Below are 13,350 nucleotides of genomic sequence, written 5' to 3' on the forward strand. Positions count from 1 at the left end.
ACCGCAAGGCGATCACAAGGGACGATTCTTGTCGGTGTCGGGTGGCCGGCGCTGTGGCGCCAGCAGCACCAAGGTCACCACGGGCCACAAGAGGCTTTCGAACACCGGCGCGAGCATCACTTCCCAGCCGGGCAGCATGCCGCCGACCATCATGCGCACCACCATCGACACCGCATGCGCCGCCACGAAGAGCGGCAGGATCTGCAGCGCCTGTGACAGCACGCCGAACCACAGCAGCCGCCGGTGGATGGTGATCGCGAAGAAGCTCAGGAGCGTGTAGGCGAGGGCGTGCTGGCCGAGCACGGCGCTGTCGTGCACGTCCATCAGCACGCCGAAGACGAAGGCCGCGCCCAGGCCGACACGGCGCGGCTGGTGCACGTTCCAGAAGACGAGCACCAGGGCCAGCATGTCGGGCAGGTAGGCCACGCGGCCGAAAGGCACGAGGTTGAAGGCGAAGGCCAGCAACATCGTGGTCCACATGAAGAACGGGTTGACCGGCAGCAGTAGCTGGTCGGCGCCACGGGGCATCATCGTTTTGGCCCCTTTTCCTTCTTCGCCTTGGCCGGCTCCTCGGCGGGCGGGGTGTCGGGGCGCGGCGGCATCTGGATGCCCACCGGCTCCAGCACCAGCACGTGGCGCACGCTGTCGGGCTCGGCGATCGGCGCGAGCGCGATGCGGGCGAAGCCGGTCTCGACCTTGCGGTCCACGCTCACCACCTTGGCCACCGGCAGGCCGGAAGGGTAGACGCCGTCAACGCCCGAGGTCGACAGCAGGTCACCGACCTGCACGTCGGCGTTGCCGGCCATGAAGCGCAGCTCCAGGCCCGCGCCGGCCGAGTTGCCGAAGGCAGCGCTGCGCGCCTGCGTGCGGCTGTTGAGCACGGGAATCGCGGCTTCCTTGTCGGTGAGCAGCGTGACCTCGGCGCTGTAGGGGAAGACACGCGTGACCTGGCCCAGCACGCCGGCCTCGTTGATGACCGGCGACGAGATCACCAGACCGTCGCGGTTGCCGCGGTCGATGATGACCTTGCGGGAGTAGGGGTCGGGCGCGTCGTACAGCACCTCGGCGGTCTGCGACCGCACCTTGAGCGCGCCGCGCAACTCGAGCAGGGCACGCAGGCGGGCGTTCTCCTGTTGCAGCTGCTCGACCTTGGCGGCCCGCTCGGCCTGCTGCACCAGCATCACCTTGGCACGGGTCTCCTCACTGCGCGCTTGCTGCAGGCCGCCGAGGTAGTCGGCCGCGCCCTGCCACAGGTCGACCGGCGTGCGCAGCACCCGCTCGACCGGGTTGAGCACGGTGGCCACGATCGCGCGCAGCGGCTGCGTCACCTTGAAGCGTGTGTCGGCCACCATCAGGAAGAGCGCCAGCGCCGAGAAGAACACCATGCGCGTGAACGCCGATGGCCCCTGTCGGAAGAAGGGCGGCGGGGTCCGGTCAAGAGTGCCGAGAGGCATGGTGAGCGCTGTGACTCAGGAAAGGCTCAAACGTTTGAATTGAAAAAGCCGGCCACGCGATGCACGTGCCGGCTTCGTGGTGCTGTTCACGTTCACTCGGAGGTAAAGATGGAGCCCAGCCGTTCCATGCGCTCCAGCGCCATGCCGCAACCACGCACCACGCAGGTCAGCGGGTCTTCCGCGACCAGCACCGGCAGGCCGGTTTCCTCCGCCAGCAGGCGGTCGAGGTCGCGCAGCAGGGCGCCGCCGCCGGTGAGCATCATGCCGCGCTCGGCGATGTCGGCGCCCAGCTCGGGCGGGGTCTGCTCGAGCGCGTTCTTCACGCTGGAGACGATCTGGTTGAGCGGGTCGGTGAGCGCCTCCAGGATCTCGTTGCTGCTGATGGTGAAGCTGCGCGGCACGCCTTCGCTCAGGTTGCGGCCCTTGACTTCCATCTCCTTCACCTCGGAGCCAGGGAAGGCCGAGCCGATCTGCTTCTTGATGGCCTCGGCGGTGGGCTCGCCGATCAGCATGCCGTAGTTGCGGCGGATGTAGTTGATGATGGCTTCGTCGAACTTGTCACCGCCGACGCGCACCGAGCCCTTGTAGACCATGCCGCCCAGCGAGATCACGCCGACCTCGGTCGTGCCGCCGCCGATGTCGACCACCATCGAGCCACTGGCTTCGCTGACGGGCAGGCCGGCGCCGATGGCCGCGGCCATCGGCTCCTCGATCAGGTAGACCTCGCTCGCCCCGGCGCCGAGGGCCGATTCGCGGATGGCCCGGCGCTCCACCTGGGTCGAGCCGCAGGGCACGCAAATGATGATCCTCGGGCTCGGCTTGAGCATCTTCGAGTCGTGGACCATCTTGATGAACTGCTTGAGCATCTGCTCGGTGACGGTGAAGTCGGCAATGACGCCGTCTTTCATCGGGCGGATGGCTTCGATGTTGCCCGGCACCTTGCCCAGCATGGCCTTGGCTTCGGCGCCGACCGCCTGGATGGTCTTCTTGCCGTTGGGGCCGCCTTCGTGGCGGATGGCGACGACCGAGGGTTCGTCGAGCACGATGCCCTTGCCGCGCACGTAGATCAGCGTGTTGGCGGTGCCGAGGTCGATGGCCAGGTCGGTGGAGAAATAGCGACGCAGAGAAGCGAACATGTTCTTGTGTGTCAGATCGGCGAGCATGCGGCCGCGGTCAATGGCGCGCGGGTCATGCTGGGCGATGTGGGTCCGTGTTGGTGGCGGGTGGGGTGCTCACGCATTCGACCAATACGACGGCGTGAGCGCAATTGGGTTCCGAGGCCTTTTGAAACAAGCTCGCAAACCCTTGCAAACTCTGGGTTTTCGAGGCGTCGAGGGGCGTGTGGATAACCGGGGATAATACTTCAACACCCCTGGTTTTCGATCCCGCGAAGACCCATCCAACAGTGGATTTCCCATGGCCCTAGACCCCAAGGATGTCGGCCGCATCGCCCACCTCGCCCGCCTCGAATTGCAGGCCGATGAACAAGAGGCGATGAGGCTTCAACTCAACGAGTTCTTCTCCATCGTCGAGCGCATGAGCGCCGTCGACACCAGCGGCGTCGAGCCGCTGTACACCCCGCTCTCCGCCGTGCGCGACGTGGGCCTGCGCCTGCGTGACGACGTGGTCACCGAGACCAACGACCGCGAGCGCAACCTGCGCAATGCCCCTGCGTCGGAAGACGGCTTGTTCCTCGTCCCCAAGGTCATCGAATGAAGGACCTGCATTCCCTGGGCGTGGCCGCGATGGGCCGCGCGCTCGACGCACGCGAGGTGTCGAGCACCGAACTCACGAAACATCTGCTCGCACGCGTTGCGGCGCATGAACAACTGGGCGCCTTCCTCGTGGTCGACGAAGACCATGCGCTGCAACAGGCCAAATCGGCCGACGCCCGCCGTGCCGCGGGCGAGCGTGGCGCGCTGCTCGGCGTGCCGCTCGCCCACAAGGACATCTTCGTCACCCAAGACCTGCCCACCACCGCCGGCTCGAAGATGCTCAAGGGCTATGTGAGCCCCTTTGACGCGACCGTCGTCGCCAAGCTGGCGCAGGCCGGCACGGTAACGCTCGGCAAGCTCAACTGCGACGAGTTCGCGATGGGCTCGGCCAACGAGAACTCGGCCTATGGCGCTGTGCACAACCCCTGGGACGCGACCCGCGTGCCGGGTGGCTCCTCGGGCGGCTCGGCCGCCGCGGTGGCGGCCCGCCTCGTGCCCGCCGCCACCGGCACCGACACTGGCGGTTCCATCCGTCAGCCGGCCGGCTTCTGCGGCGTGACCGGCATCAAGCCGACCTACGGCCGCTGCTCGCGCTACGGGATGATCGCCTTCGCCTCCAGCCTCGACCAGGCCGGGCCGATGGCGCAGAGCGCCGAAGACTGCGCGCTGCTGCTCGACGCGATGGCCGGCTTCGACGAACGGGATGCCACGAGCGCCAACGAGCCGCTGCCGGGCTTTGCCGCGTCGCTCGCCCAGCCGCGCGAGGGTGCCACCACGGCGCAACCCTTGAAGGGCTTGCGCATCGGCCTGCCCACCGAGTTCTTCCCGGCCGCGCTGGCCGCCGACGTGAACGGCGCGCTGCGCAGCGCGCTCGGCGTCTTCGAGCAACTCGGCGCGACGCTGGTCGACGTGAGCCTGCCCCGCACCGAACTCTCGATCCCGGTGTACTACATCATCGCGCCCGCCGAGGCCTCGTCGAACCTGTCGCGCTTCGATGGCGTGCGCTACGGCCACCGTGCCGAGAAGTACACCGACCTGCTCGACATGTACAAGAAGAGCCGCGCCCAGGGCTTCGGCCCCGAGGTGAAGCGCCGGATCATGATCGGCACCTATGTGCTCTCGCACGGCTACTACGACGCCTACTACCTGCAGGCCCAGAAGCTGCGCCGCATGATCGCCGACGACTTCCAGCAGTGCTTCGGCCAATGCGACGTGATCGCCGGCCCGGTGGCACCCACGGTGGCCTGGCAGATCGGTGCGCAGGGCGACGACCCCGTCGCCGCCTACCTCGCCGACATCTTCACGCTGCCCGCGAGCCTGGCCGGCCTGCCCGGCATGAGCCTGCCCGCCGGCTTCGGCGAAGGGGGCCTGCCCGTCGGCCTGCAACTCATCGGCAACTATTTCCAGGAAGCACCGCTGCTGCAGGCCGCGCACGCCTTCCAGCAAGCGACCGACTGGCACACGCGTGTGCCTTCGGGGTTCTGACATGGCGACCACAAGCAAACTCATCCGCGGCTACGAGGTCGTGATCGGCATCGAGACGCACGTGCAGCTCTCGACGAAGAGCAAGGCCTTCAGCGGCTCGTCGACCCAGTTCGGTGCCGCGCCCAACACCCAGGCTTCGCCGGTGGACCTGGCGCTGCCGGGCACGCTGCCGGTGATGAACAAGGGCGCGGTCGAGCGCGCGATCCGCTTCGGGCTGGCCGTCGGCGCGAAGGTGGCGCCGCAGTCGATCTTCGCCCGCAAGAACTACTTCTACCCCGACCTGCCCAAGGGCTACCAGATCAGCCAGTACGAGATCCCGGTGGTGCAGGGCGGCGGCGTCGAGTTCTACGTGGGTGACACGCAGCACAAGGTCAACCTCACCCGGGCCCACCTGGAAGAAGACGCCGGCAAGTCGCTGCATGAAGACTATGCCGGCCAGACCGGCATCGACCTCAACCGTGCCGGCACGCCGCTGCTCGAGATCGTGACCGAGCCCGACATCCGATCGAGCGTCGAGGCCGTGGAATACGCGAAGGCCCTGCACGCGCTCGTGGTCTGGCTCGACATCTGCGACGGCAACATGCAGGAAGGCAGCTTCCGCTGCGACGCCAACGTCTCGGTGCGCAAGCCCGGCGCCGACTTCGGCACCCGCCGCGAGATCAAGAACCTGAACTCGTTCAAGTTCATGCAGCAGGCGATCGACTTCGAGATCCAGTGGCAGATCGACCTGATCGAAGACGGTGGCGAAGTGCAGCAGGCCACGGTGCTCTTCAACCCCGACACCGGCGAGACGCGGGCGATGCGCACCAAGGAAGATGCGCACGACTACCGCTACTTCCCCGACCCCGACCTGCCGCCGCTCGTGATCGCGCCCGAGTGGGTGGAGCGCGTGAAGGCCGAGATGCCCGAGTTGCCACGCGTGATGGCGACGCGCTTTGTGCTGCACGGAGTTACGCCTTACGCCGCCGCTCAACTTACCTCTGAGCGCAGTTTTGCGGACTTTTTCGAAAGCTCGTGCATCAACAGTGCGGACACTGAGTTTTCCATCGAGGATTGGCGCAACTCAGATCTTGTTCGCCTTTGTGCGAATCTGATGATCGGAGATGTCGCTCGGAAGCTTAACGAAGGGGGACCTCGGTGGCAGTTTTGGATTAGCCCAGAATCTTTGGGGCGTATCGCCATGCGCATCCACAAAGGCGTCATCTCGCTGAAGGCCGGCAAAGATTTGGTCGATGAGCTTTGGACTGAAGGCTGGCGAGATCAAAAACAAGAGCCTCCGAGCACGGTTGACCAGCTGATCGAGCGTTACGGCCTCAAGCAGGTAAGCGACACCGGCGAGATCGAGCGCATCCTCGACGAAGTGCTGGCCGCCAACGCCAAGTCGGTGGAAGAGTTCCGCGCCGGCAAGGAGAAGGCCTTCAACGCCCTGGTCGGCCAGGCCATGAAGGCGACCAAAGGCAAGGCCAACCCGTCGGTGGTGAACGAACTCCTGAAGAAGAAGCTCGCCGGCTGAGGCGGCCGGGGCCGCCGCCTTACTTGACGGCGGACTTGGTGCCGCTGGCAGGGGCCGGCGGCGAGGCCACCACCGGCAGGCTGCCGGCCGGGGCACCGGCCCACAGCTTGCGCAGGCGGGCGAGTTCGGTGTCGTACAGCGAATCGATGCGCTTGATCTCTTCCTTCTGGTTCTGCACCAGGGAGCGCTGCGCAGTGGTCGCGGCATCGTTCGCATCGAGCTGCTGGCGCAGCTTGAGCGGCAGCTTCTTGCCTTTGTAGAACTCCATCTCGTCGAGCAGGGGCTTGCGCTCCTTCTGCAGCTCGACCAGCCGGTCTTCGGAGAACTTCACGCCCTTGCGCACGTCGTCGAGCGCGGCCTCGCGGGCCTTGCTGTGCGCCGCTTCGTCGGGAAAGCGGGCCAGCAGGTTGCGGTCGCGACGCACCGCGTCTTGCTTGGCGGCGCGCTCCAGCTCGGCCTGGCGCTTCTTGGCCTCGGCCTCGGCCAGCTCGTCGACGGTCATGGTGGGCGGCACCACCTGCCTCACCGACCCGTCGGCGTTCAGCAGGCGTTGCTCGCGCGCCAGGCATTCGCGGATCGGCCGGTCGGAGGTGAGCCGGCGGCCGTTGCCGTCGACGCAGCTGTAGATCTGCGCGGCCTGGGCGCTCACCGCAAACAGGCCGACCAGCACACCAGCAAGGATCGGTCGGGTCACGGCAGGCAACACATCACACCCCATAGCGTTCTCGGTAAGCGGCCACGCGGGCGAAATGCTCGCCCAGGGCCGGGTCCTGGTTCGTCTTCAGATACTGCAGCAAGTCACCCAGGGTCGCCACGGCGGAAACCGGCAGTTGGAGCTGCCGCTCTACAAATTGCACCGCCGACCAGGGCGCATCGGCGCCGTTGTCGGTGGCCTTCTCCTGGCGATCGAGGGCGATGGCCACCGCACACGGCGTGGCCCCGGCCGACTGGATCATGGAGATGGATTCACGCACGGAGGTTCCCGCAGAAATCACGTCGTCGATGATGAGAACGCGGCCGCGCACCGGCGCGCCGACAAGCGTGCCGCCTTCACCGTGATCTTTGGCCTCTTTGCGGTTGTAGGCGTAGGGCACGTTGCGCCCGCCGCGAGCGAGTTCCATCGCCACGGCGGCCGCGAGCGTGATGCCCTTGTAGGCCGGGCCGAAGATCATGTCGAACTGGATGCCCGAGGCGACGAGCCTCGCTGCATAGAATTCCGCGAGGCGCGCGAGCTTGGCGCCGTCGTCGAACAGGCCGGCGTTGAAGAAGTACGGTGACAACCGCCCGGCCTTGGTCTTGAACTCCCCGAACCGCAACACGCCCGCCTCGACTGCGAACTTCACGAAGTCTTGAGCCAAGGTGTCGGCTTGCGTGCTCGGGGTCATGTCGGGGGAGTCTTCGTGTTTCGTCTGGTGTCTTTGAACCTGAACGGCATCCGTTCTGCCGCCACCAAGGGCCTGCTGCCCTGGGCTGAAGCCCTGGGCGCCGATTGTATGGGGGTGCAGGAGATCAAGGCGCAGGCGGCCGACATCGCCGAGCGCTTCGACACCGTGCACGACATGACCGGCTATTTCCACTTCGCCGAGAAGAAAGGCTACTCGGGCGTGGGCCTGTACACCCGCAAGGAGCCGAGCGACGTGGTCGTGGGCATCGGTGCCCCCGAATTCGACGCCGAAGGCCGTTACATCGAATGCCGTTTCGACACACCTTCGCGCAAGCTCTCGATCATCAGCTGCTACTTCCCGAGCGGCTCGTCGGGCGAAGAGCGACAGCTCGCCAAGTTCCGCTTCCTCGCGCTGATGACGCCGTGGCTCACGCGCTTGAAGGCCGAGCGCGAGTTCATCCTGGTGGGTGACATCAACATCGCCCACAAGGAGATCGACCTCAAGAACTGGAAGGGCAACCAGAAGAACAGCGGTTTCCTGCCCGAAGAGCGCGCGTGGATGACCCACTGCCTCGACGAAATCGGCCTGGTGGACGTCTTCCGCACCCTGAACCAGAAGGCCGAGCAATACACCTGGTGGAGCAACCGCGGCCAGGCCTACGCGAAGAACGTGGGCTGGCGGCTCGACTACCACCTCGCCACGCCCGGCATCGCCGCGCTGGCCCGCAAGGAACACATCTTCCTCGACCAGCGCTTCTCCGACCACGCGCCCCTCATCATCGACTACGACTTCACGCTCTGAGCGTGGGCCGGTCGGGTGAATAAGGCCTGCCGGCGTCATCTGTTTGGCCGATCTGGCGGCCGGGCCTCGTTCCTAGAATGAAATTCGCCTGCGCGGGCAGGCCTTTCCAAAGGAGGAACGACATGCGCCACCCCCATTTCCTCGCCGCCGCGGCGGCCCTGTGCCTGAGCGGCGCTGCCCATGCCGGCGAGGTCTACACCGGCGTCGGCACGCACGGCCTGATGCTCGGCTACGCCCAGCCGGTGGCGCCGCACGTCACCCTGCGCGCCGACTACGCCAGCGCCGGCAAACGCACCCGCCAGGAGCGCGAAGAAGGCATCGACTACGACGCCAAGCTCACCTACAACCGCATCGGCCTCTTTGCCGACGCCTTTCCCTTCGCGCCGGGCGGGTTCCGCTTCACCGGCGGGGTGACCTTCAACAACATGAAGATCGACATGGAAGGCCGCGGCAACGGCGGCACGATCAACATCGGCGGCACCGACTACACCATGTCAGCCAACGACCGATTCAACGTGAAGGTCGAGTTTCCGAAGACCACGCCCTACGTCGGCATCGGCTACGGCCACCAGCTCAGCACCGGCTGGGGCTTCGTCTTCGACCTGGGCGCCTCGATCGGCAAGGCCAAGGTCACCGAGACGCACTCCGGCCCCAACCTGGGCCAGGCCTCGCAGGCCGACATCGACCGCGAGCTGGCCGAGGTGCGCGAAGGCGCCGGCAAGGTGAAGGCGATCCCGCTGATCGCCATCGGCTTCAACTACCGCTTCTGAGCCCGACCCGGGGCAGGGTGCGCCCGACCCAGGCATCCACCAGTCCCGCGCACGCGCCCTGCGTGCTACGGTCTGCTGGATGGAACAGGCGCCACTCTCCGTTTCGCTGGCGTATGTCGCCGCGTTGCTGGAGGCGGCCGACGTGCCGCCCGCCCACGCCTCGCAGTTGCTGCGCCAGCAGGGGCTGGACCCCGACGACCCCGGCGCCCGCCTGAGCGAACACCAGTTCGCCACCCTCTACCGCTCGCTCGTCGTCGCGCTCGACGACGAGATGCTGCGCTGCTTCTCGCGCCCGCTGCGCCCCGGCACGCTCAAGTTCACCTGCCTCGCGCTGCTCGACGCGAAGAACCTGATGGTGGCGCTGCACCGCTGGTCGTACCTCTCGCGGCTGATGCAGGACGACTTCTACCTCGAGCTCACGCAGCGCGGCGACACCGCCCGCATCGCCATCGAGCAGGTGGCCGGCGCGCCGGCACGGCGGCCCTTCGCCTCCGACCTGATGCTGAAGGTGATCCACGGCGTGGCCTCGTGGCTGACCGGCCAGCGCCTCGCGCTCGTGCGCACCGATTTCCCCTTCCCGCGCCCCGGCTTCGCCGCCGACCACGCGCTGCTCTACCCGGGCTCGGTCTTCTACGGCCAGCCGCAGGCGGCGCTCACGATGGACGCCGCGTTGCTCGCGCTGCCCATCCGACGCTCCAAGCCCGAGCTCGACGACTTCCTGCACCGCGCGCCGGCCGACTGGTTCTTCGCCACCCCGCGCGAGCCGAGCCTCGCGCTGCGCCTGCGCGACTACCTCGCCGAGCGCCTGCCGCGCCCGGCCACCGCGGAAAACGCGGCCGAGACGCTGCACCTGTCGATCCGCACGCTGCACCGCCGCCTGGCCGACGAAGGCACGAGCTTCCAGCGGGTGAAAGACGAGTTCCGCCGCGACCGGGCCCTGCAGCTGCTCACCAAGAGCCAGGCACCCATCAACCTCATCAGCGAACAGCTCGGCTTCGACAGCACCGCCTCCTTCCACCGCGCCTTCCGCGGCTGGACCGGAGACACGCCGGGGGCTTTCCGCAGCGCCGGCGCACCGCCGCGCTGAGGGCCCGTAGGATGACCTCCACTGACAGAACGCAGTTGGAGCCCGCATGTCGCTTGAAACCCTCGAATACGAAACCGCCCCCAACCCCACACGCAGCGTGATCGTGCTGCACGGTCTCGGCGACGACGGCCACGGCTGGGCGCCCATCACGCAAGAGCTCGACCTGAGCCCGCTCGGCGCCGTGCGCTTCGTGCTGCCGCACGCACCGATGCAGCCGGTGACCATCAACAACGGCTACGTGATGCGCGCCTGGTACGACATCCTCGGCACCGACCTCGCGCGCCGTGAAGACGAGCGTGGCCTGCGCGAGTCGATGACGAAACTCGAAGCGCTGATCGCTCGCGAGAAAACGCGTGGTGTGCCGGCCTCGCGCATCGCGCTGGTCGGCTTCTCGCAAGGCTGCGCGATGGCGCTGCTCACAGGGCTGCGCCACGGCGAGCGGCTCGCGGGCATTGCCGGCCTGTCGGGCTACCTGCCACTGGCGGCCACCACCGCCTCCGAGCGCAGCGAGGCCAACCGCTCCACGCCGCTCTTCCTCGCCCACGGCACCGAGGACCCGGTGGTGATGCACAGCCGCGGCGTGGCATCGCGCGATGCGCTGGCCGCGCTCGGCTATTCGATCGAGTGGCACGAGTACCCGATGCCGCACTCGGTGTGCGCCGAAGAGGTCGACGACCTCAACCGCTGGCTGCTCCAGGTGCTGGCCGATTGAAAACGCATATGGCGCTCATGCATGCTGCGCCCGTTGCACGGGCGGCGTCGCGCGAGCACAATGGCGGCCTCATGAAGATCAACCACGATTTGTTCGACGCCTAGCGCCTTTCGATTTCGCATCGGAAGGCGTGCTGCGCCTTCCGGCTCTCTGAATTGGTCAAACACCGCAGACCCCGGCAGGCACCCGCCCTCCGGGGTTTTGTGTTTTCTGGACTCCCGCCATGACCATGCGCACCTACGACAAGCTGATCGCCACGATTCACGCCCGCCGGAGCGTGGTGATCCTGCGTGCGCGCTCCGGCCGCACCCCTTTCATTCGACGCTAGCCTCTGATGGCGAATCCGCCTGGGGCTGGCCTGCCTCAGACTCTTCCAAAGAAAGATTCGCCATGAACAACAACAAGCTTCGTCAACTGCGCAACATCGGTGTCATCGCCCACGTCGACGCGGGCAAGACCACGACGTCCGAACGCATCCTCTTCTACACGGGCGAGAGCCATCGCATCGGCGACGTGAACGCCGGCACGACGCAGCTCGACTTCGACCCCCAAGAGCGCAAGCGCGGCATCACGATCAACAGCGCGGCGACCACCGTTCACTGGAACGGCGTGCAGATCAACCTGATCGACACGCCGGGCCACATCGACTTCAACATCGAGGTGAACCGCTCGCTGCGCGTGCTCGACGGCGCCGTGGTCGTGTTCGACGGCGTGGCCGGCGTGGAGCCGCAGACCGAGACCAACTGGCGCCTGGCCGACCAGTACCGTGTGCCGCGCATCGCCTTCATCAACAAGCTGGACCGCGTGGGCGCCGATTTCCTGCGCGTGGTGGCCATGATGGAAGAGCGGCTCGGCACCAAGGTGCTGCCGCTGCAGCTGCCGATCGGCGCGGAAGGCGACTTCCGCGGCGTGGTCGACCTCGTCGGCCTGCGCGCCTTCGTGTGGGAGCGTGACGACGCACGCGAGCCCTATCGGGTGGCCGAGATTCCGGCCGACCTGCTGGCGCTCGCGCAAGCGCACCGTGCCCGCCTCGTGGAGGCGGCGGTCGAACAGGACGACGCCGCACTGAACGCGTACCTCAACGGCGACGCGGTGGACGAAGCCACGCTTCGCGCGTGCATCCGCCGCGCCACGCTGTCGGGCGCGTTCGTGCCGGCACTCGCCGGCTCCGCGTTCAGGAACCGCGGCGTCGAGCCGCTGCTCGATGCGGTCGTCGACTACCTGCCGTCGCCGGAAGACGTCGCCCGGGCGGAAGGCGAACCTGCGTCCGACCCGCAAGGGCCGTTCGCCGCGCTCGCCTTCAAGCTCGTGGCCGACGACCACGGCGCGAAGGTGTTCGTGCGCGTCTACCGCGGCAAGCTCAAGCGTGGCGACAGCGTGCTCAATGCGAGCACCGGCCGCCACGAGCGGGTGGCGCGGCTGTACGAGGTGCATGCCGACGCGCACGTCGAACGCGAGGAGCTCGTCGCCGGCGACATCGCCGCCATCGTGGGCCTGAAGGACACGCTGACGGGTCACACCCTGTGCGACCCGGCGCATCCTCTCCATCTGGAGGAGATCAGCGTGCCCGAGCCGGTGATCGACGTGGCCATCGAGCCGAAGACGCGCGACGACCTGACCGGGTTGTCGAAGGCCTTGCACGCCCTGCTGCGAGAAGATCCGAGCCTCAAGATGCGGCAAGACGCCGAATCGGGGCAGACGATCCTCTCGGGCATGGGCGAACTGCAGCTCGAGGTCTCGGTCGAGAAGCTGCGCGCACGCTTCGGCGTCGAGGTGCTGGTCGGCCGGCCGCAGGTGGCCTACCGCGAGACGATCACGCGGGCGGTGGACGTGCACCACGTGCACAAGAAGCAGTCCGGCGGCCCCGGCCAGTTCGCCCAGGTCACGCTGCGCTTCGCGCCCCTGGCACGCGGCGAGGGCGTGCGCTTCGCGAGCGAGGTCGTGGGCGGTGCGGTGCCGCGTGAGTTCATCCCCGCGGTGGAGCAAGGCATCCGCCGTGCGGCGCAGACCGGCGTGCTGGCCGGCGCCCCGGTGGTGGACTTCGAGGCCACGCTCGTCGACGGTGCCTTCCACGAGCGCGACTCGTCGACGCTCGCCTTCGAGCTGGCCGCGTTCGCCGCGGCGCGCGAGGCCTTCGCAAACGCGGAGCCAGTGCTGCTGGAGCCGGTGATGGCGGTGGAAGTCGTCACGCCGGTCGAGGCCCTCGGCGACGTGATCGGCGACCTGCACCGCCGGCGCGGGCACGTGCGCGGGCAAGGCCAGCGCGGCAACGCCGCGGTGGTCGACGCGCAAGTGCCGCTCGCGGAGATGTTCGGCTACATCGGCCACCTGCGTGCGCTCTCGTCGGGGCGTGCGCAGTACACGATGCAGTTCGACCACTACGCGGTGGCCCCGGCGAGTGTGGTCGCCGAGGTGGCGAAACGCTGAG

General features: G+C 67.5%; 13 protein-coding genes. 8 read left to right on the forward strand and 5 right to left on the reverse strand.

From position 1 onward, the window contains the following. Positions 1–12: 12 nt before the first annotated feature. The 3 genes from mreD to KF892_15615 form a co-directional block, all read right to left on the reverse strand. On the reverse strand, positions 13–531 hold the full coding sequence (mreD, locus tag KF892_15605) for a rod shape-determining protein MreD (protein MBX3626444.1): 519 nt from the start codon (positions 529–531) through the stop codon (positions 13–15). Further along, positions 528–1,454, reverse strand: coding sequence for a rod shape-determining protein MreC (gene mreC / locus KF892_15610; protein ID MBX3626445.1), 927 nt, complete (start codon positions 1,452–1,454; stop codon positions 528–530). The genes mreD and mreC overlap by 4 nt, the downstream gene beginning before the upstream one ends. A 92-nt stretch (positions 1,455–1,546) precedes the next feature. Further along, complete coding sequence (locus KF892_15615) at positions 1,547–2,590, reverse strand: rod shape-determining protein (protein ID MBX3626446.1); 1,044 nt, start codon at positions 2,588–2,590, stop codon at positions 1,547–1,549. A 280-nt stretch (positions 2,591–2,870) separates the two neighbouring features. On the opposite strand from KF892_15615, the gene gatC reads away from it, so the two are divergent. Genes gatC through gatB form a run of 3 tightly spaced genes read left to right on the forward strand, consistent with a single transcriptional unit; the run spans position 2,871 to position 6,167 of the window. After that, complete coding sequence (gatC, locus tag KF892_15620; GenBank protein MBX3626447.1) at positions 2,871–3,170, forward strand: Asp-tRNA(Asn)/Glu-tRNA(Gln) amidotransferase subunit GatC; 300 nt, start codon at positions 2,871–2,873, stop codon at positions 3,168–3,170. Beyond that, positions 3,167–4,654, forward strand: coding sequence for an Asp-tRNA(Asn)/Glu-tRNA(Gln) amidotransferase subunit GatA (gene gatA, locus KF892_15625; protein ID MBX3626448.1), 1,488 nt, complete (start codon positions 3,167–3,169; stop codon positions 4,652–4,654). Before gatC ends, gatA begins: the two co-directional genes overlap by 4 nt. Before the next feature lies 1 nt (position 4,655). Beyond that, positions 4,656–6,167 (forward strand): Asp-tRNA(Asn)/Glu-tRNA(Gln) amidotransferase subunit GatB, encoded by a 1,512-nt coding sequence (gene gatB / locus KF892_15630; GenBank protein ID MBX3626449.1) that lies wholly within the window; start codon positions 4,656–4,658, stop codon positions 6,165–6,167. 19 nt (positions 6,168–6,186) lie between these two features. Here the strand turns inward: gatB and KF892_15635 are convergent, their stop codons facing one another. Both KF892_15635 and pyrE read right to left on the reverse strand, forming a co-directional pair. After that, positions 6,187–6,885 carry a DUF4124 domain-containing protein gene (locus tag KF892_15635; protein ID MBX3626450.1) on the reverse strand — a complete coding sequence of 233 codons (699 nt, stop codon included), beginning with the start codon at positions 6,883–6,885 and terminating at the stop codon, positions 6,187–6,189. Further along, positions 6,875–7,552, reverse strand: a complete 678-nt coding sequence (gene pyrE, locus KF892_15640) for an orotate phosphoribosyltransferase (GenBank protein ID MBX3626451.1) — start codon at positions 7,550–7,552, stop codon at positions 6,875–6,877. The genes KF892_15635 and pyrE overlap by 11 nt, the downstream gene beginning before the upstream one ends. Before the next feature lie 15 nt (positions 7,553–7,567). Between pyrE and xth the strand changes: the two genes are divergently transcribed. The 5 genes from xth to fusA all read left to right on the forward strand — a co-directional run bounded on the left by xth (position 7,568) and on the right by fusA (position 13,349). Then, positions 7,568–8,353 carry an exodeoxyribonuclease III gene (gene xth / locus KF892_15645; GenBank protein MBX3626452.1) on the forward strand — a complete coding sequence of 262 codons (786 nt, stop codon included), beginning with the start codon at positions 7,568–7,570 and terminating at the stop codon, positions 8,351–8,353. A 122-nt stretch (positions 8,354–8,475) separates the two neighbouring features. Then, complete coding sequence (locus tag KF892_15650) at positions 8,476–9,123, forward strand: hypothetical protein (GenBank protein MBX3626453.1); 648 nt, start codon at positions 8,476–8,478, stop codon at positions 9,121–9,123. Positions 9,124–9,202: 79 nt separating this feature from the next. Beyond that, on the forward strand, positions 9,203–10,210 hold the full coding sequence (locus KF892_15655; GenBank protein ID MBX3626454.1) for an AraC family transcriptional regulator: 1,008 nt from the start codon (positions 9,203–9,205) through the stop codon (positions 10,208–10,210). A 46-nt stretch (positions 10,211–10,256) separates the two neighbouring features. Next, positions 10,257–10,922, forward strand: a complete 666-nt coding sequence (locus KF892_15660; GenBank protein ID MBX3626455.1) for a dienelactone hydrolase family protein — start codon at positions 10,257–10,259, stop codon at positions 10,920–10,922. Positions 10,923–11,312: 390 nt separating this feature from the next. Then, positions 11,313–13,349: an elongation factor G gene (gene fusA, locus KF892_15665; protein ID MBX3626456.1), complete on the forward strand. Its 2,037-nt coding sequence runs from the start codon at positions 11,313–11,315 to the stop codon at positions 13,347–13,349. Position 13,350: the final 1 nt, after the last annotated feature.

It is taken from the genome of Rhizobacter sp., from assembly GCA_019635355.1.
Lineage (GTDB): Bacteria > Pseudomonadota > Gammaproteobacteria > Burkholderiales > Burkholderiaceae_C > Rhizobacter.